Origin of the sequence: Polaribacter reichenbachii (genome assembly GCF_001975665.1) — a bacterium.
GTDB lineage: Bacteria > Bacteroidota > Bacteroidia > Flavobacteriales > Flavobacteriaceae > Polaribacter > Polaribacter reichenbachii.
Window position 1 is genome coordinate 1,502,568 of record NZ_CP019419.1, and the last position, 21,751, is coordinate 1,524,318.

The following is a 21,751-nucleotide window of genomic DNA, read 5'->3' on the forward strand; positions in this document are numbered from 1 at the left end:
ATACTAATTTAGTATTTCTGAAAGATTGTTTATTTGTAGCACTTCTACTTTTGATGGCTTTTTATTTGCAACCCCTTCACCATCTACCTGAGTTACATTTTGATAAAATATGTTTAATTTCTGTTGCTTATTCCACAGTGAAATATCATAATTTGGTTCCCATTCACCAACAGCGTTTTCACTTAAATCTATAACTTTCCAAGGTGAATTATTGTCTAAATTAGAGTAGGCTAAAGAAACTTTGTTTCCTCTTTCTAAATCTCTAAAAAGTATATTTATCTTATTTTTTTCACCTGAATTATCAATTAAAATATCTGGTCTAGAAATTGGGATTCTTTTAGTACCACCGCCACCTAATTGAAAAGGTGTTTTTCTAAAACCTGTGTTCTTTTTCTTCCAAATACCATTTTCTAAAAAAACAACTTGATATTGTGTTATTTTATTTTCGTTAAAATAAGTAGCTATGTATGGATTTCCTATATTATCTGTAGCCGTAGCTGTCTGATTAATTAGATTGCTATCTTGTGGAATTCTCCAAGCATATTCTGCAGAAGCCAAAGTTATTGGCAAATTGTATTTCTCTTTTGTAGATTTTTGCCAAGTTTTACCATCGTCTAAAGAACGTGCATAACATAAATCATGATTGGTTTCTACGTTCCAAGTTTCTCTCCAAACCCAAGACATATGAATTATCCCTGTATTATCTACACATATTTGCCAATATGCGCTTCTTATATTTTCTCCATCTATTAAATTCTGATGTAATTGCGTCCATTTTTTATCTTTAACATCATAAGAATTAATAACCAAATTACCTCTTCCAGACTCTCCTGATCTATAAAAAAACAATAAATTTCCGTTAGGTAAATTATAAAACTCTGGATACGTAACTTTATCCTCTTGTTTGCCTGTCATAGCAATTTCTTCTCCTAAATTTAAACTTAGTGGTTCTTTAGAAATTGCATATCTAAGTTTTGTGTTATGATGATCCCAACTAATATGTAAAAACCCATTACCATCTACGGCAATACTTATTGCATTATGTGCATCTTTTACATTTCCTTTATAGCTAGTTTTTACGGTTTGCCATGTGTTGCTATTAATTTTTCTTTTTCCTAAAACTAAATAACCATCACCGTCATAATAACCAACAAATTGATGCCTTTTATAAGTAGTTAAAGCATTTTTTCTAAACTTAACAGTATTTACAGAATTGTTAGACCAACCTTTACCTACCTTTAAATATGTTATACTTTTAGAACAAGACAAACACAAAACATTACATACTAAAATTAGTATGTATTTGTTTAAGTTGAATTTTATTGTCTTGCAATTTATCATTTTAATCTAAATTTTTTTATTATTTCATTATCTGAAGAAATATTATTACCTTTTTTTTCAATTATAAATTATAAGTAATAAAAACAAACAAACATACTTTTTTAAAGTAATTGCTCATTTTATATGTACTTATAGTTTTCTTCATTTTTATTTTTAATTCTGATAAATAAAATTTGAATTATTATTTAGTTTTTTTTTAAACTATTTTTTTAAAACACACGTCACTAACGACCTTTTAGCTAGTGTAAAAGTTTCATTACTATTTATAGTTGAAACCTTTTTTAAATTCTCAGTTACATCTTCTGTTGTTTGGTATAATTCTATAGAACTAAAACCTTCTGGAATTCCAGAAATCTTAATATTTTCTGATTTATTAAGTTGATTTACAAACACTATTACAATTTCATCATTAGACATGTAAGACGATTGTAAAACACCATCTATGTTGTCTTCTTTAAAATTAGTTAGAGTACTAGCTATACGTTTCATTTCTGGTTTTACGAATCTTGAATAATGCCCTAAAGTCCAAAGCATTTTAGATTCGTAATAATTACCATTAAACTTATTGTTATCTATATAAATTAAACCATCTTTATAATTGTACGGACTAATAGCCAACCACCAGTGCCACGCAGAAGCGTTTGCAAAAACTAAATCTGAATGTATAACTCTTGCCATATATAAAGCAGCATCAATGCCTAAATCGCGTTTATTTCCTTTGATTCTTTCGTTATTTTCTAGAATACAATATTCAGTCATCCAATATTCTAAATCAGAATTTACAGCTTGTATCTTTTTATTTAATTGCTTTCTAGTATTTATAGAATTTTTTAAATTCCAAGTAGAAAAATAACTATGTCCTGCAATTTTCTTCGGAATAGAATTTAAATCCCCAACAAAACCATCAGAATTTTTATCAAAAAAATAAGCTATTTGATTTCCTCTATTTGCTTTGTCTGCGTTACTGTACAAAGCATCAATTTTACCAGCTTCAGAAATTTCTATTTTAGATGAAATATTGTTTTTTTTAAATGATTTATCTATTGCATTTACAGCATCAAAAATTTCTTTATTATTCCACGGAGAACCTTCTTGATTACAACATTTCCAATCCCATTGTGGTTCATTAAACGGACTAATATAATTAAAGTTTACACCAGTTTTATTAGCAATTCCTTTAACTACAGAAGATAAGAAATTGGCATATTTTACATAATTATTTTCTGCTAAATTGGATGAAATACCATCAGCAGACCAAGCTTTATTATTTTTAGTGAAATAAACAGGAGGACTATTTACAAAACCAATAAAGGTTTTAACTCCGTAATTTTTAGCTTCTTTTAAAAACCATAATTGTCCAGATTGTTTATTCCAGTCGTAAGTTCCTTTTGCTGTTAAAAATGATTCTGCTCTTCTCCATTCATCTTTAATTTGGCTATTATTACCTTGTTCTATACTTCCAGCTCCAATATTAAATCTCCAAGCTGTTAAACCAATTCCTTCTGGGCTACCATCTGTTTTATTGGTTGTACTAAATAAAAGTTTTGCTATTTTATTTTTTGTTTCTTCAGGCCAATTTTTGCCTACAAATTGTGTAGACCAAGCGTCAGAAGCTCCGAAATTTCTTATTGTTTGAAATGTTTTACTTGTATTTAATTTTACTACTAAAACATCATCATTTATATTCGAAATATTTTTGCAACTAAATAGAAAAATTACTGTTAGCAAAAAGACAAATAGAATTTTAAATGATTTTTTATGAATTACTAAAATTTTCAATCTTTTAGTTTTGGGTATTAGAATTAATATCTACAAAACTAGTAACCCCACCTTGTGGTTCTACAGTTAATAGGTTACCATTTACATCAAAATTTAAACTGTCTATTGCTATTTCTCTTAAAAGAGTGTTATTATTATCTTTAATACGATGATATAAAATATAATCTTGATTGTTTTCGCTAAATACGGTATGATGTCCTGGTCCTAAAGTGGTGCCATCTTTTGATGTTGATAAAACTGGGCTTGTAGCTCCTTCTGTCCATGGACCATAAGGTGTTTTTCCTACAGAATACCTTACCATATATGTACTATCTATACACTTGCCTTCAGAATACATTAAATAATACTTATTATTTTTTTTCATCATAAATGGTGCTTCAAAAAAATGAGGAGGTGTTATGTCTTTGATTTCATTTTCATCAAAAGAAATCATATCATCATTTAAAGGAACTATAAAGCAGTGCCCGTTTTTCCAATTTAATCCAGAACCCCAATATAAATAAGCTTTACCATCATCATCTATAAAAGCTTCAGCGTCTATCATATGGTATTTAGGAAACATATTACCTTTTATTAAAGGAGAATTATCTGCTTTTGCATTTTTCCATGGCCCTAAAGGAGTAGAACTAACACCTGCCCAGATTTCGCTTCCTACTGATACGTACATATAAAATTTACCATCTTTGCCTTTAATAACGCAAGGTGCCCAAACTCTACTATTTGTAGATATTGGAGTTGAACAAGCTTCTCTTGTTGGCCAGTTAATTTTTTTGCGTTGCCAATTTATAAAATCTGATGATTGAAAAACGGCTAATTCATCTCCTCCCCAAGGGTCTATTGTAGCATATACATAATAATTACCTTTATGTTTTACAATAGTAGGATCTGCAAAATGACCTTTAATTACTGGGTTTGTAAGTTTTGCTGTATTATTTTGATTTTTACTTTTCTTTATTTGATTACAACTCAACAAAATGAAGAGAATTAAAAAAGAAAGAAAAAAAATAATTTTGTTATAAATATTTTTCATTCTTATTATTAATTAAAAAATTGGTTCAATTAAAAATGAATACTTATAGGTTTTATCTAATAACTTATATTCTTTGTGAGTTTCTGCTCCCCAACTAGTATCGCCACCAACACCCATTTGTTTAAAGTCGATATTTAAAGATGTTAAATCTCTAACTTTTACATCTATAGTATGCCTGTTTATTACTGTATCTCCTTTACTTTGCCTTCCATCTGTGCGTTCTAAAGATTCAAAATCTTCCATAATAGAGTGGTGTGCGCTAAAGTTTATTGTAGGTAAGCCATATATTTTAAAGCCTTTGCCACTTTTGTCTGTAAGGCTAAACCATCTTACATCTGTCTTGTTTCCGTTTTCTTGCGGACGAATATATGCCCAGTTAAAATCATCTACTAAGCCTTTATAAAGACCAATTTTTGCTCCAGTTTTTCTGTCCCAATAATTTTCAAAAGGACCTCTTCCATAAAAAGAAAGCTGATCAAAATCTTTAAGTAATTGAATATTTAATCCTAATCTTGGTAGATCTGGTAAATCTTTTTGTGTTTTTCTAAAAGTGTTATCTACCAAAATAGCTCCATTTTCTTTAATGGTGTATTTAATTTGAAAAGAGGCAATTTTTTGGTCTTGTTGATTTAATAAATTATACATTACATTAACTACAGCATTTTTGTTTTGCATTGTAGCTTTAATACTTGCTAGTTTTCTGTTTTTAGTTGTGTAACGCCAAATACGACTCTTTTTATGCAAGTTGTTTCCAAAATCATTATCTATTGGTGCTCTCCAAAAATTTGGTGTAAATCCGTTTTTATCTTTTATAATATTCTTACCATTATTAAAACTTAGACTGGTAAGTATTCCTGTAGTTTTATTAAATGTTGCGTTTACATTTTCATTTTTAATTTCAATTGCAGAATTACTGTTTTCTATATGAATATTACTAGTATTTTTTGATGAAAAAATTTGTTTTGGGGTATGTAATATAAACTGTTGCCATGCAACCTCATGATCTTTATCTAATATACCTTTGTCTTTTTTTGCTATTGCAGAAATAGTTAAAATTAACTCTTTTGTAGCATCGAAATTTTTAGGTGTTTCTATTTTTAAAATCCCTTTTTGATGAGGTGCAACATTAATGTTTAAATTGTTTTCTAATATCGTTTTTCCATTTAACTCAAATTTATATTGAAATCTATATTCGTTTAAATTGGAGAAATCGAAATTGTTTTCAACTATATAATTATTATTACTACTCTTTTTAAATTTTATATTTTGATATACTTTTTTTACTTCCCATAAATGAGGTTTTGGAGTTCTATCAGGATTTACTAATCCATTTAAACAAAAATTACCATCAGAAGGCACATCTTTAGGACCAAAATCACCACCATAAGCCCAATACTCTGTTCCGTCTTCTGCTTTTTTTATTAAACCTTGGTCTACCCAATCCCAAATAAAACCACCTTGTAATACTGGGTATTTTTCAATAACATCCCAATAGTCTTGTAAATTTCCTACGCTATTACCCATAGCATGTGCGTATTCGCACATAATATAAGGTCTGTCTGTATTATTTTTGGCATATTTTATTAAACTATTTATACCAGGATACATAGGGCAAACCACATCTGTATTTCGATTTTGACCAGCTTGTTCAAACTGAACTAATCTTGTGTTATCTCTTTGCTTAATCCAATCATAACCATCGTAAAATACTTTTCCATTTCCACATTCATTTCCTAAAGACCAAAGAATTATTGATGGGTTGTTTTTATCGCGTTCTACCATATTTTTAAATCGATCTAAATGTGCAGCTTCCCATTCTGGTAAATAAGCTGGATGTATCGATTTATCGAAAGAACTTTGATTGGTTGCTCCCATTCCATGAGTTTCTATATTAGCTTCATCTACAACATATAAGCCGTATTTGTTGCACAACTTATAGAATACTTCTGGTTGTGGATAATGTGAGGTTCTAACAGCATTGATGTTAAAACTTTTCATTAATTTAATATCTTTTAGTATGGTTTTTTCATCTACAAAATGTCCTGTTTTTTCATGATGTTCATGCAGATTTACACCTTTTACTAAAATAGCCTTTCCGTTTACTAACAATTGACCATTTTGTTGTTCTACTTTTCTAAAACCAACTTGAGTTCCTATACATTCTAAAGTAGTTTCTGCTTTATCTTTTAAAGTAACTACTAGTTGATATAAATAAGGGTTTTCTGCATTCCAAGTATTTACATCTTTTAGGGTCTGTTCAAAATAAATATTAGAATTATTTATCTGTTTTTGTTCATTTAATACTTCATTTCCATCAGTATCAAAAAGTTGAAACTGAACAAAACCATTAGTTTTAGCTTGTTTTGATAAGATAATATCTAAAGAATATTGTCCGTCTTTATAACCATTAGTTAAATCTGCTTTAGACCAAAAATCTTTAATATGTGTTTTATTTCTTGTTAATAAATATACATCTCTAGTTATACCACTTAATCTCCAGAAATCTTGATCTTCGATGTAACTTGCATCTGACCAACGATAAATTTCTACAGATAATTGATTTTCTCCTTTAACTATATATTTTGAAATATTAAACTCTGCAGGAGTTTTACTGTCTTCACTATAACCTACTTTTTTACCATTTACCCAAACATACATTGCAGAATTTACTGCTCCAAAATGTAAAAAAACTTCTCTCTCTAGATCTTCTTTAGTTATGGTAAATGTTTTACGGTAAGAACCAACTGGATTATACTCTTCTTGAATTTTTGGAGGAGTTTTTTCATGTGGATATTTTACGTTTGTGTAAATGGGTATATCAAAACCTTGTGTTTCCCAGTTTCCAGGAACAGTGATGTCTTTCCAATCAGAAATATCATAATCTTGTTTAAAAAAATAAAAAGGTCTTTCTGATGGATTTTGTGCTAAATTAAATTTCCAAGTTCCATTTAAAGAAGTATAAAAAGGTGAGTTAACTGCCTTATCTTCTTTTGCCTGTTTTTCTGTTTGATACGGAATAAAAGAAGCTCTAGCATTTTCTTTATTTATTTTAAATACCTCTGGATTTTCCCAATCTTGTGGAGATTTTTCATCAAAAGCAACGCCTTCGTAAGTGTGTTTAGAAGAACAAGCTATCGTTAAGAATAACGTTAGAATTAAATATTGTACTTTCATTTGTTAGTATTTATTGAGGGTATGATTTCTTTTAAGGTTGATTTTAGGCCTTTAGAAGGCCTAACATTACTATTGAAATGGGTAGAGCAAAAAAGAGAATGGAACTCATTTTTTGCTCTAATACCCATCTTCAAATAATAAACATTACTTTTTAATTAAGGTAGAGTTTGGTCCTAAATAAGATTTTTTCAATCCACCAAAATCAATTATTATTTTCTGAATAATCATACCTGGATCAATCGAAATTATTTTAAGAGTATGTTTTCCTGGTTTATCAATATGAAACTTTGATTTATTGATTGCACTATTTCGAATAATATTACCAGCCCATTCTTTTGAATACTCTTTAACATCATTAGATTGTGTAATTAATTCTGAATCATCAATTTGAATAGCATAACGAGTACTGTGTAATTTATCTTTTGCAAAAAGAGGCAACATATATGTATTTATGTTTACATCACCAGATTCAGAAGCATAAAAATCGTAAGAAATAAATGATCCTTCTCCAGAATCATATGTAGCACTACCTAACTGTACAGATGCATTACTATACCCTAAACCTTCAATTACTTGAAATTGGATATTACCATTTTCTTGCTTTCTATGGAATTTAGAAGGATTAATACTTATTACACCGTTGTTTTCTACATAAACATCTTCTGTGATTTCTTTTTCAGGATTTATAGCTACAACCTTAATACGTTTGGTAACATTTCCGCCTGAAATTACAATTTCACCTTTTGCATATTCTTTTGAAGGAAATTGATTCCAATCAATTGAAACTTGAACTCTTTCTTGTGTCTCTGTTTTTCCTTTAGTAATATTTAACTGGATCCATTTTTCAGAAGTCTTAGCTTTCCATTTAATACACTTTGTTCCTTTATTATAAACTTCAAAAAAATGAGATTGATTAAAATATTTATTAAACTGAGGCAATTCATAATTTTGTGTTATTTCAGAAGTCTGTCCTTCAACAAAAATATTCATTTTAGCCTTTTTTGGTAACTCTATTTCTTTTGTTGGTGGTAATTGTTGTGTTGGTAAAAAACCTGGAGCAGTCATCATACCTTGCCATTTTCCATCTAGTAAATTGTTATATTTAGAAGTAATAGCTGCAATACTATCTTGATACGATACAACATCTTTTACCAAGGTATTTGTAGAAGCTCTATTTTGTTTAGCGTACCATCTGTTTTTTTGTGCAATCAACATTTTGTGATTGTAAAGAGAAGCTCCTTTTACTTGATAATAAACCAATTCATAAAAAGAGGCTTTATATGCTTCTGGTAATTCATTTAAAATAGCTTCTGCTTTATTTGAAATATCGGCATAATCGTTTAGCCTGTTTTCTGCCTCGTTATAATTAATAAAAGATAAATCTGTATCTTTTATTTTAGCATGTGAAAAAATACTACTCCATTTCCAGTCCCAAGTCATGTATTCTGGTTTACGTGTAAATCCGTGATAGTAGTATCGATCAAGAATATAATCAATATCTTTTTTATACTTTTCTCCAAAAATAGATGATAATTGATTTCCTTGATATTCGTTGATGTTTTCATAATTAAATGCATCAAAATCCCAAGCCATATCAAGAAAAAGTTGCATTCCCATTTCACCTGGCTTAATATCTCCAACATTTACAAGCCAATACTTTTTAGCTCCTAAATCGTAAGCTTTTTTCATTTCAGCATACATTAATGCTGGTGCCGTAGTATTTAACCAAAGGTAATCGTTTGGCCAACCTAGGTATGAAATGTGATAATATACACCAGATCCACCAGATCTTTGTTGCTCTTTAGTATTACTAAGTTTTTTAATATACCCATAATTATCATCTGGCCATACAATGGTGATGTCTTCTGCTAATTTCATACCACTTTCATAAATATCTAAAACCTCTTTATAAGGCACAAATATTTGAGGAATTTCATTTTTAGGTTTATTAATATGTTTGTTAAGTATATTTCTTTCTTCATCAATAACCTGTTCTAAAACATTTGCTTTTGTATATCCCTCTGGTACATCACTCATTCCAGTATCATGTATACCACGCATACCAACTGTGTAGATGTTCTCATAAGGAGAAGCTTCTTTTACTCTGTTATCTAATGCTTCAAGTACTCCTTTTTTGTTTTGAACATAATCCCAATTTCCATTAACTAGTTGTTGCCATTCTGTAGTATTATTATACAACAATGGTTCTGCATGACTACTAGTCATCATAATTGCAAACTTGTCTGCAACTATTTTATTTTCTGGATATTTAAAAAAGGCTCCAGTAACCTCATGCATAGCAGGAGCCAGCATGTTAGCTTTTAATCTAAGAAGTAATTCACATACTTTTTCGTATGTATTTGGTCCAATATCATTAATTTTCGGATCCATTAATTTAGAAGCCCAAGGTTTTAACCCCCAATCTTCATCATTTAAAAATACACCTCTGTATTTAACAGAAGGTGCTTTAGATGTATAATCTATAGCGCTTATAATAAGCTTTTCTTTCTTTTTTGTAGGAACATCTGCCCACCAATACCAAGGTGAAACACCAATAGTTTTCGATAATTCAAAAACACCATATGCCGTACCTCTTCTATCACTACCAATTATTACTAAAGCTTCATTTACATTAGGAAATGGATTTTTAATTGTCTTGTATGTAAACCTTTCCCAATTTCCTTTTAAGTCTTTGACATCAATTTTGCCATTACTTATTAATTCATCAATTAACTTATTATTGCCAAGAGTACCAATTATAATTACATTATTAGCCTTAGGTAAACTAGTTGAAACAATAGGCTTTATATTAGTTACACGCTCTATATCTTCAGATAAAAGTTTTGAAGCTATTTTTACAACTTCAAAATCTGACTTATCGTAATAAATAGTAGACGTATTTTTATTATCTACAATAGAGAATGAAGAAGTATTGTTATTCTTATCTTCTAATTTTAACTGTGCTTGTAAAGTATTTAAACCTAATACAATTAAAAGAAATGCAATGATTTTTTGCTTATATACTCTCATTAATAATTAGTTTTTGAATTAGTTAAAATTAAACCTGTTATGCTTAAAGACATAACAGGTTTAAAAAATATTAGTTATAACCTGGGTTTTGAGTTAATTCTCCAGTTCTATTTCTTTCAATTTCACTAAAAGGGATTGGCCATAAATTATATGTCGGTAAAATATCGTCATAATAAGGGTTAAAACGACTAACACGGTCAAAAATTAAGCCTAACCTTCCAAGCGTTAACCTTCTCTTTTCTTCAATCCCTAGCTCTCTCATACGTTCATCTAAAATATAATCGATATCTACATCAGCTGCTAAAACATCGGAAGCGTTAGCTCTTCTTCTAACAACATTTATATCTGCTGCAGCTAAATCTGGTTTACTATCCGCTAAGTATGCTTCTGCTCTTAATAAATAAGTTTCTGCCAATCTTAACTGATACCAATCTGTATAGGTTCCTCCACCAGAATTTGTAAGCGCAAATGGTACAGATGAATTTGTATTATACAAACCATCTGGATGATTAAATGGAGTGGTACATTTTGATTGATACGCATAAAAAGCTCTACTAGGAACAGTTACACCAGCAGGAGGATTTTCTGTTGAATAAACAGTTCCAAAATTTGACGATGATGGATTAGTAGCAGTATATTCTCTTACAAAGTTATGATTAGCATTTCTAATATCATTATCAAAATCACTTTCCCATATTGTATTTGAAAAATGTGTTGTAGATATAGCCCAACCAATACCTCTTCCTCCTGTATAATCTCCTACAGGCCAAGAAAAAGGACGACTTCCGGTAGCTAATTTAAAATCTCTAATTAATGGAGGGAAATGTCTTTCTATTCTATAAGAACCTCCAATAGAAGTAGACTGTATTCCTCCTCCTAAAACATCAAGTTCAAATTGAACAACCCATAATGCTTCTGTATTTCCACCTGCTCTATTTTGATTTCCTCTTCTAAATAAATCCCAATATACATCTCCTGGAGTTTCATTAGCTCTAGAGCCAAACCTGTTTCGCATTAATGCTGTAGCCGGATCATCTATTACTTTGCTTGCAGCAGTTATTGCTTCTTGAGTTCTACCTAAAGCTAAATATACTTCTGCTAAATGATGATAAGCAACTAAATCATTTATTCGTCCATCTTGTGTATTAGCTATTCGAGATAAATTTTGACTCGCATATTCTAGATCTTCTACTGCCTGTAACAAAGTTTCTTCTTTGGTAGCACGAACAAAATCTGTTTTAGGAGAAATAATTTCTTCTGTTACCAAAGGAACACCTCCGAAAAGATATGCTAGGTTACGATAAGTAAAACCTCTAAAGAATCTTGCTTGCGCAGTTATTTCAGTAATCTGATCAGCAGTCATATCTGATCTTTCTGTTCGATCTATAATTGTATTTGCCTCTGCTATTATTTTATAATTATTATTCCAATGTTCTCTAGGAATACTAGATTCTGTTCTAAAAGCTTGCTCGAAATTACTGTGACGATTTCCACTATTTTGCCCATCAAAGACTAAATCTGTACTATACATAAAATCGAATGGTTTATTTTCACCATTAGTATAAAACTCATGTCTAAAAAGACCATAAAGATTACTTACTGATGCATCAAAATCTTCATAAGTTGTAAATGCATTAGCTGAGCTTAAAAAATCTTCTGGTTTTTCGTTTAAATAATCACTACTACAGGAATAAAATAAACATACTATTGCTGTAAAAAAAATTGTTTTTTTCATATTCTTAATTTTAAAAAGATAAATTAACACCAATTGAAACACCTTTCATAACAGGTCTTCCTCCAGCGACTAAGCCAGAACCATATATACCTCTATCAACATCTTGAATTTCAGGATCCCAACCTTTCCAATCTGTCCAAGTGGCTAAATTTTTACCACTCAAGAAAAGACTTAAACTAGACATCCCCAACTTATCTAAAACTGCTTGATTAAAGTTATATCTTAAACTAACGTCTTGTAATCGTACAAAACTACGATCTTGATAAATTCCAGCACCTACACTAGGGTTACTTACTCCATTAGCTGTTAATGGTTGATCTCCTGTAGGATTATTAGGTTGCCAGAAATTAATACCTTCTAAATAATTAAATCTAATAGTATTGTCACTATGACTGATTCCTACATTTGTATTACTTAAATAACTGTCTTTACCTCCCTGAATAGAGTTTAAGAAAAAACTAAAAGAAAATTGTTTATACTTAAATGTATTTAACATACTTATTCTATATGCAGGATCTCTTCTTCCAATTATCTTTCGATCATCTTCATTAATGATACCATCATCATTTTGATCTACAATTCTTAATTGACCTGGACTAAAACCAGCTGGTATGTCATCACCTATTTGATAAATGCCATCTTGTTCATAGGTATATATGACATCTCTAGCTGTTCCTTGTCCAATAAATAAATTACTAGCTATAAGGTCATCTTCTACTCCATCTTGATTTACATCTTCACCAGTTAACTCAAGAATCTTATTTTTATTTGTAGAGAAATTTACAGTTGTACCCCAACTAAAATCTTGTTTTTTTATAATATCTCCTGTTAGAGATATTTCAAGACCTTTATTTTGCATTTTACCAATATTTGTTTGAATCGAAGAGAATCCAGTTATTTGTGGTAAAGCTACAGAAAACAATAAATCATTTGTAGTATTTTGATAAGCATCTATACTACCTGTTAACCTACTATTAAATAATGAAAAATCTAATCCTAAGTTCATACCTGCCGTTCTCTCCCATCTTAAGTTTGGGTTTGCTAATGAACTCAATTGTTGTCCAAAAACAGTAGCTCCTCCATCACCAAACACATATGCTGCTCCTGTACTTAACCTCGCAAGTGAACTATATCTACCTGTAAGGTTACCACTAACACCATAACCTCCTCTTAGTTTTAGATTATTTATCCAGTCTGTATTTTCCATAAAGGATTCATTAGAAATAATCCAACCAAATGCTCCTGAAGGAAAGTATCCATATTTTTCATTTTCTGCAAAACCAGAAAATCCATCTTCTCTTATAGTACCCGTTAATAAATATTTATCATTAAATTTATAATTCAATCGAAACATTTGGTAATTGAACTTTTCTGTAAATGCATACGAACTTACAAACTGATTTTCACCAAGTTGTATTCTATCATAACCTAATTTCAATCTAGAAAACACTGTTGCACTTGCATTAGTTCCTTCTTCTTTTTTCTCGCGAACTCCATACAAATATGTAGCAGAAATATCGTGCTTTCCAAATTTTTTCTTGTACGTTATAATATTATCTAAAGTAAAATCTAATTTAAATCTTGTATTCTTATAAGCTGCTCCATTTTCTGATGCCTCATATTCGCTAGCACCATATCTTAATTCTGTTTTGTAATTATTACCAAAATTTATGCGGTACGACAAACCTGGGATAAAAGGAACATCAATTTGAGAATATAAATTAGCAGAAATATAGTTGTCTCTTTCTTCGTTTAATACATCATAAGTTAAAAATGGATTTCTATCTAGTGTATTAAATGGGCTAGGGTTAAGATCCCCATTTTCTAAATACGGTGTATGAAGAGGAGAAGATCTAACGATAGAACTCAAACTCGGCTCTGCTCCATCTTTATTTGTAAAAGAACCAAACACTTGTGTTCCTACAGTCCACCAATCTGCAGCTTCTGTTTCTAGATTCACCCTTATACTTTTACGTTCAAAATTGTCATTTATAATATATCCATTTTGTTCTGTTAAACCAAGTGAAATTAAATATGTTGTTTTTTCTGAACCACCAGAAACATTAAATAGTGTTTCCTGTATATATCCTCTTTGAGTTGCCTGATCCCACCAATCAAAGTCATTAGGCAAAAGTTCTCCAGTTATTGGATCTAAAACAGAACTATCTACATATTCTAAAACATCATAATCAGGATTTGGAACAGTATATTCCGGAGCTATATATGCATCTCGATAATTTAACATTTTAATATGTTCCAAGTACCCTTCTCTTCCCATAGGTCTTAAACCTACAGACGGAGCTTGTGTAGAAAACTTAGAAGAAAATGAAATAACTGGATTTCTATTTTTTCTCCCTTTTTTGGTAGTAATTAAAATAACCCCATTTGCAGCTTGTGCACCATATACAGCTGTAGAACTAGCATCTTTTAAAACATCAATACTTTCAATATCATCAGGGTTTAAAGATGATAAAGAATTTGTATATTGAATACCATCTAAAATAATTAAAACGCTTTGATTTCCATTTAAAGTACTAGCCCCTCTTATTTGTATTGATGGTGTTGACCCTGCAGATGTTACTTGTCCAATATTTAAACCTGGCACTGTACCTTGTAAACTTTGTCCAATGTTAGCATTTGGAGCATCTCTAAAATCCTCTATATTAGCTCTAGTGACAGCTCCTGTAACATCTATTTTCTTTTGAGTACCATAACCAACTACCACTATTTCATCTAATGAAGTTGCGTCACTTTCTAACTTAACATTAATTGTTGTTTGGTCACTTACAGCCACCTCTTTAGTTGCATAACCAATATAAGAGAATACAAGTATATCAGATTTTGCTACTTTTAATTTGTAAAGCCCATCAAAATCTGTTATTGTACCTGATTGGGTTCCTTTAATAAGGACATTTACCCCAGGTATAGGTTCGTTAGTGTCATCGGTTACTTTTCCTGTAATGGTTACACTTTGCCCAAAGACAGTAAAAATGCCAAGACTAAAAAAGATTAAAAAAAACATTTTTTCTTTTTTAAAACCTGAAAAGCATTTCATTAGTTTTTTCATAAGTTTAAATTATTTTAGTTTGAATATAGTTAAGCAAAATATAATGTTAATAGTCTTTTTATCTTTATAATTACTAAACTTTTTTAACAATTACATATTGCAAGTGTAAAACTAACACTTATAGATGGTTTGTGAAGGTGTAAAAAACAACTAATAATGGGGTACAAAATGACTTCACTTTATACAAATCTTAGCTAAAAGCTTAATTATCCTATAAAAAACGGTACTTTTTAATAAGTAGTTAATTTAAATTATTTTATTTTTTTGCTAAAATTATTCTTAATTTTTAATTAAATATATAATTTTTATAGCGAATATTTTACAGAATTAAATAATAAATGTAAATTACACACTTATTAAAATATAGTTATTCTTATTTATAATACTAAATTTTATGTTTAGTGAACAGTTTTCAATCATATGGGTAAAAAATATACATATACCGTTCTTTTTATTTTGTTTTTTATAAGCATAATACCTGCACAAGAATCTAAATATATTAAAGACATACTTACTTTTCATTTATTGGATGTAGAGTCTGGCTTATCTCATAATTTTGTAAATGATATTGAACAAGACTCTCTTGGTTTTATTTGGATTGCCACTTTAGAGGGTTTAAATAGGTATGATGGTACAAATTTTATTAAGTTTAAAAAAGAGAATACTAAAAATGGTATAATTAATAATCATATAAATACTTTAAGAGTAGATGAAAATGGTAAACTAATAATAGCAACCGATAAAGGTGTAAATATTTATAATCCTAAAAAAGAAACATTTGAGATTTTTAAACATAATAATAAACCACTTAAAACTCATGTTAGTTCTTTAGAAATATCACCAAATAATCAGCTTATTGTTGGATCAGCTAGAAAAAAATGGGGATTATCTTTTAAAGATAAAAATGGAAATTTAAAATTTATTAATCATCAATCTCATAATTTATCTTCTTTATCATCTAATTATGTTTCTAGTTTATGTGTTCAAGGAGATTCTATTTTATGGATTGGTACCAATAATTTTGGATTAAATAAGTACAATTATAAAAATAAAAAAATAACAAGAGTTTCTTTAGGTAATAATCTTAATGATAGTTCTTTAACTATAGAGACTTTTTATCTAGATTCTAAAGGTAATTTATGGATGGGGACATCTAACGGACTTTTTGTAATAACTAAAAACGGTGATACTTTAAAACTAAAAAAATCCTTAATACCAAATAGAGGTTTAAGCGATAATGATATTCTTGCTTTAGAAGAAGATAACCAAAATAAAATGTGGATCGGAACAAGAAACGGAGGACTAAATATACTAGATATATCTTCTTTTTTATTAAATAAAAAACTTAACATAAAATGGTACTTACCTAAAAGCGATGGCTCTAGTGTTTTTAATAGAACTGTATCATCTATAAAAAAAGATAGCGATGGAAATATGTGGTTAGGTACCAGTACAGGAGTAAATTTTGTAAATCCTAGGGGAGAACCTATTAAACTATTTAAAAAAAACATAGACAATCCTCATGGTATTAACCACAATAGGATTGGTGCTTTTGCTCAAAAAAGTGATGGTAAAATATGGGTTGGTACAGATGGTGCAGGTCTAAATTTGTTTGATCCTAATACTGGAAAATTTTTAAGCTATAGACATAATTATAAAAATTCTAAAAGTTTAAGTAACGATTACATAATATCGTTATATGAAGATACTAAAAAAAGAGTTTGGGTTGGTACTTATGGTGGTGGTATAAACAAAATGGATTCAAAAACTGGATTAAATAAGCATTATTTACAGCATTCTATAGAAAATGGAAGTGATGTTAGAAAAATTTTCGAGGATAAAAAAGGTCTAATTTGGGTGGGTACAAATCGTGGTGGATTATATAAATATAGTGAAACAGATGATAAATTTGAATATGTAAAGAGCTTAGGTAAAATAGATATTAGAGATATTATTAATGACAATTCTGATAACTTATGGCTAGCTACATATGGTGATGGTATTTTAAAATACAACCCTGTAAATGACACTTATATTCAGTATAATATGAACAATACAAAAGGAATGACAAGTAATGTTGTTTTTTGCCTTTTACATCTTAATAATGGAGAAATTCTATCAGGATTAAGGTATGGTGGTCTTATTAAAATTAACCCTAAAACTAAAACTGCTATAAGTTTTACAGAAAAAGACGGTCTTAGCAATAATACCGTAAGTAGTATTGTTATGGAAGATGAAACAAATGTTTGGCTTGGTACTTTTAATGGAATTAGTCATTTTAATACAGCAACAAATAAGGTTGAAAATTTAAACACTTTTAATAACATTCAAAGAAGTGAATTTAATATTGGTGCAGTTTTAAAAGACAAAAATGGATATATTTATTTTGGTGGGAATAAAGGTTTTAATATGTTTAACCCAAAAAATTTAAAAAACAATTTTACTAAATCTTACAAAATTGTTTTTGAAAATATACAAGTATTAAATAAAAAAATTAACGTAACCCCTTCTGATAAAAATGCTATTTTAAAAGAAGCAATCTCTTACCAAGACAAAATTACCTTAAAGCATAATCAAAATTTTTTATCAATAGATTTTGCTGTTTTAAAATATCCCGTAGCAAAAAATATACAATATTCTTATATTTTAGAAGGGTATCATAAAAATTGGATAGATAATAAAAGCAGTGGTAAAGCAAATTTAAGCAATATACCTGCTGGTAAATACTACTTAAAAGTTAAAGCAAAACTAGATTCTGGTAAAGAGGTATTTGGTAAGTTGTCTGTAAATATTATTCCTCCTTTTTGGAATACTCCAGTATTTTATACCATATGCATTCTATTATTAATGACTGCCATATATTTTGCTTTAAAATATTATTCTGATCATATTAAACTAAAAAACTCTTTATTATTTGAAAAAAAACAACGTCAGCTAGAACAAGATTTTAATAAAGAAAGAATTCGATTTTTTATCAACTTTTCTCATGAACTAAGAACACCTCTAACTTTAATTTTAGGCCCAATTGATGATTTATTAAATGAGCTTACAAATAAAAGACATTTAGAAAAACTAGATTTAATGAAAAAAAACGGAACTTATCTATCTCAATCTATTAATAAACTTTTAGAATTTAGAAAATCTGAAGTTGGGCTTAGCGATTTAATAATAGGAGAATACAACATATCTGATGTATTAAAAAGAATAGTAGATAATTATTTGTTAATGACCCAAAAACAGGGTATTAATTTAACCTATTCTAGTTCTGACAAAAATTTAATGGTTTGGTTCGATATAGAAAAAATTCAAATAATTATAAATAATTTATTATCAAATGCTATAAAAGCTTGTAAAGAAAAAGATAATATAAATATACATTTAAGTACTGATGAACAGTATTTTAAAATAACAATAAAAGATTCTGGATCTGGAATTCATCCAGAAGATTTTGATCATATATTTGAATGGTACTATCAATCTAAATCTCTACCTAGAAAAAAGGGTTCTGGTATTGGGCTTGCTTTATCTAATAACTTAGCAGTATTACACAAAGGGAAAATTAATGTTGAAAGTAAACTAAATGAAGGAGCTACTTTTACAGTTTATATACCTAGAGATAAATCATTATTTGAAGCAACTACAGTAAAAAAGGTCCAAAAAAACTTAAATCCAGGTTTAGAAACAGCTACCCCAGATGCTTTGAGGTCACCATCACTTTTAATACCAGAAGATAAAAAGAAATTAAATGTTCATTTAGGTGAAGAAATGTTATTAATATTAATTATTGATGACAATCCAGATATTTTAAAATATCTAGAAGGTATATTAGATAAAAATTACGATTTAATTTATGCTGAAAATGGAGAAAAAGGAATTGAAAAAGCTATAAAATATGTCCCAGATTTAATTATTTCTGATATTATGATGCCCGTTAAAAGTGGTATCGACTTATGTAATAATTTAAAAAACAATACAACTACAGCTCACATTCCTATTATATTATTATCTGCCAAAAATAATATAGAAAGTATTAAGGAAGGGTATGAAACTGGAGCAGATGAATATGTTGTAAAACCATTTAACAGCCAACTTCTTTTAACTCGTATAGATAATCTTATCAGTAATAGAAAATCATTGAGTAAATATTTTACAGAACAAAACGAACCTCTTGCCTCTTTTCCTTTAGAACACACTAAATTAATAGAAAAAGAAAAAGAATTCTTAAGAAGATTAGAAACTATAATTCTAAAAAAATTAAAAGAAGGAAAAGCTAACGTAAAAGAAATTACAAATGAAATAGGTATGAGCAGAACACCACTTTTTAGAAAAATAAAAGCAATTACTGGTGGTAATATTAATGATTATATTACTACAGTAAAATTAAAAAAAGCGGCTACCCTTATTAAAAATGAAGAATATTCAATTTCTCAAGCAGCCTTTGAAGTTGGTTACAATAGCCCTAAATATTTTAGAAAATTATTTAAAGAACAATTTGGTATAGTGCCTTCTAAATATAAAAATAATATAGACTAAATAATTTTATTTTAATTTTTGCTCTGTAATAGATGTTTAATTCCTATTTCTAATCCAGATAACTCTGCGAGTCCTTTTAATCTACCTATTAAAGGATAACCAGGATTAGATTTTCTATTAAAATCATCTAACATTTTGTGTCCATGATCTGGTCTAATAGCAATATTATAATCTAATCTACCAGTTTTTTTTCTTCTTAATTGTTCTTCAATAATAACTTGCATTACAGCAGCTAAATTTACATTCTCATCTAAATGTTCTGCTTCGTAAAAATCACCATTATCTAATATTTTGGTACTTCTTAAATGTAAAAAATGAACTCTATCTGCATAATCTTTAAATATTTCTGGAAGATTATTATCTGTTCTAGCACCTAAAGAACCAGTACAAAATGTAATTCCATTATTTAAAGATGGACATGTTCTTGTTAACCACTCAAAATCATCTGGAGTGCTAACAATTCTAGGTAAACCCAATAATGGGTAAGGAGGATCATCTGGGTGAACTGCCAAATTAACACCAAATTCTTCTGCTACAGGTATAACTTTACTTAAGAAATATGAAAAATTATCTCTTAGTTTTTCTTTATCAATTCCATCGTATTCTGCTAGTAATTTTAAGAAAATTTTAATAGGTTCTTTTTCATCTTCACCAACAGCACCATCAATAAAAGATTGTGTAACTACAATAATATTGTAAGCTATTGCTTTAATTTCATCTTTACTTAATTCACTATATAGAGCTTTTGCAGCCGCAATTTGCTTTTCTGTATAATCTTTTAAAGCATTTGGCCTTTCTAAAATATAAATATCAAAAGCAGCAAATAAATCTGCTTCAAAATACATGGCTTCTGTACCATTTTTAAGAGTATATTTTAAATTAGTTCTAGCCCAATCTAAAACTGGCATAAAATTGTAACAGATAGTAGAAATACCACATTTACCTAAATTCTTTACACTTTCTTTATAATTTTCAATAATTTTATATCTGCTCGGTTTTCCTTTTTTAATATCTTCATGTAATGGTAAGCTTTCAACCACATCCCAAGTAAGACCATGAGATTCTATTTTATTTTTAGTTTTTAGGATTTCTTCTACAGACCAAACTTCACCATTTGGAATATGATGAAGTGCTGTAACAATACCTTTTGCGCCAGTTTGTGCTATTTGCGCTAAACTAATGGGGTCTTTTTCACCAAACCACCTTAATGTCTTTTTTAATTCCATATTATTTTAAATTATACTCCACTAAAAGAACTAAAACCACCATCTATAGGAATAATTGTACCTGTTATAAAGCTTGCAGAATCTGAACATAAAAAATGAACCATTCCATTTAATTCGTTAATATCACCAAAACGTTTCATTGGTGTTCTAGCTAAAACTTTTTTACTTCTTTCTGTGTAAGAACCATCATCATTAATTAAAACTTTTCTGTTTTGGTCTCCAATAAAAAATCCTGGTGAAATCGCATTTACACGCACTTTTTCTCCAAATTTAGTACCTAATTCCATCGCTAACCATTTTGTAAAAATGTCTATTCCACTTTTTGCAACAGAATATCCAGGAACACGAGTTATAGCAGATAATGTAGCCATTGAAGATACATTAATAATACTTCCTTTTCCATTATTAGCCATTGCTTCTCCAAAAACCAAACAAGGATAAACAGTACCATTTAAATTAAGGTTTGTAACTTTTTCAAAATCTTCAATTTTCATATCGAAAACTGTTTGCTCTTCTGTTAATGTAGCACCAGGTAAATTACCTCCTGCTGCATTAATTAAGATATCTATACTACCCCAAGCATCCAAAATTTTAGATCTTGTTACTTTCATTTCTTCTACATCTAAAACATTAGAAACAAAACCAATAGCTTCGCCACCAAGTTCTTCTAATTCTTTTACTCTGTTATTTACATTTTCTTCACGAATATCTAAAACAACAACTTTACAACCTGCTTTTACTAAATGTCTAGAAATACTTCCTCCTAAAACACCTCCACCACCAGTAACGATAGCAACTTTACCTTTTATGTCAAAAAAATTATCACTCATTTTATT

General features: G+C 29.0%; 10 protein-coding genes. 1 reads left to right on the forward strand and 9 read right to left on the reverse strand.

The annotated features are described in order from the left end of the window. Positions 1-3: 3 nt before the first annotated feature. From BW723_RS06295 to BW723_RS06325, 7 genes are all read right to left on the reverse strand, one after another. Entirely contained in the window at positions 4-1,341 is a 1,338-nt protein-coding gene (locus tag BW723_RS06295) for a BNR repeat-containing protein (RefSeq protein WP_068357356.1), read from the reverse strand. A 201-nt stretch (positions 1,342-1,542) separates the two neighbouring features. Further along, the gene (locus BW723_RS06300; RefSeq protein ID WP_226789245.1) at positions 1,543-3,120 is read right to left on the reverse strand and encodes a glycoside hydrolase; all 1,578 of its coding nucleotides are present in this window, start codon (positions 3,118-3,120) and stop codon (positions 1,543-1,545) included. Between the two features lie 4 nt (positions 3,121-3,124). Next, positions 3,125-4,090: a family 43 glycosylhydrolase gene (locus BW723_RS06305; RefSeq protein WP_226789246.1), complete on the reverse strand. Its 966-nt coding sequence runs from the start codon at positions 4,088-4,090 to the stop codon at positions 3,125-3,127. A 72-nt stretch (positions 4,091-4,162) separates the two neighbouring features. Beyond that, complete coding sequence (gene lacZ / locus BW723_RS06310) at positions 4,163-7,324, reverse strand: beta-galactosidase, LacZ type (RefSeq protein WP_068357348.1); 3,162 nt, start codon at positions 7,322-7,324, stop codon at positions 4,163-4,165. 144 nt (positions 7,325-7,468) lie between these two features. Next, positions 7,469-10,354 carry a glycosyl hydrolase 115 family protein gene (locus BW723_RS06315; RefSeq protein WP_068357346.1) on the reverse strand — a complete coding sequence of 962 codons (2,886 nt, stop codon included), beginning with the start codon at positions 10,352-10,354 and terminating at the stop codon, positions 7,469-7,471. Positions 10,355-10,424: 70 nt separating this feature from the next. After that, a complete protein-coding gene (locus tag BW723_RS06320) occupies positions 10,425-12,089 on the reverse strand; it encodes a RagB/SusD family nutrient uptake outer membrane protein (RefSeq protein WP_083139585.1) in 1,665 nt (554 codons plus the stop codon). Between the two features lie 10 nt (positions 12,090-12,099). Continuing rightward, complete coding sequence (locus BW723_RS06325; RefSeq protein WP_226789247.1) at positions 12,100-15,144, reverse strand: SusC/RagA family TonB-linked outer membrane protein; 3,045 nt, start codon at positions 15,142-15,144, stop codon at positions 12,100-12,102. Between the two features lie 432 nt (positions 15,145-15,576). On the opposite strand from BW723_RS06325, the gene BW723_RS06330 reads away from it, so the two are divergent. Then, positions 15,577-19,689 (forward strand): hybrid sensor histidine kinase/response regulator transcription factor, encoded by a 4,113-nt coding sequence (locus BW723_RS06330; protein WP_068357344.1) that lies wholly within the window; start codon positions 15,577-15,579, stop codon positions 19,687-19,689. An 11-nt stretch (positions 19,690-19,700) separates the two neighbouring features. On the opposite strand, the gene uxuA is transcribed toward BW723_RS06330, so the two are convergent. Further along, positions 19,701-20,915: a mannonate dehydratase gene (gene uxuA / locus BW723_RS06335; RefSeq protein WP_068357341.1), complete on the reverse strand. Its 1,215-nt coding sequence runs from the start codon at positions 20,913-20,915 to the stop codon at positions 19,701-19,703. Positions 20,916-20,926: 11 nt separating this feature from the next. Continuing rightward, positions 20,927-21,745 carry an SDR family oxidoreductase gene (locus BW723_RS06340; RefSeq protein ID WP_068357339.1) on the reverse strand — a complete coding sequence of 273 codons (819 nt, stop codon included), beginning with the start codon at positions 21,743-21,745 and terminating at the stop codon, positions 20,927-20,929. Positions 21,746-21,751: the final 6 nt, after the last annotated feature.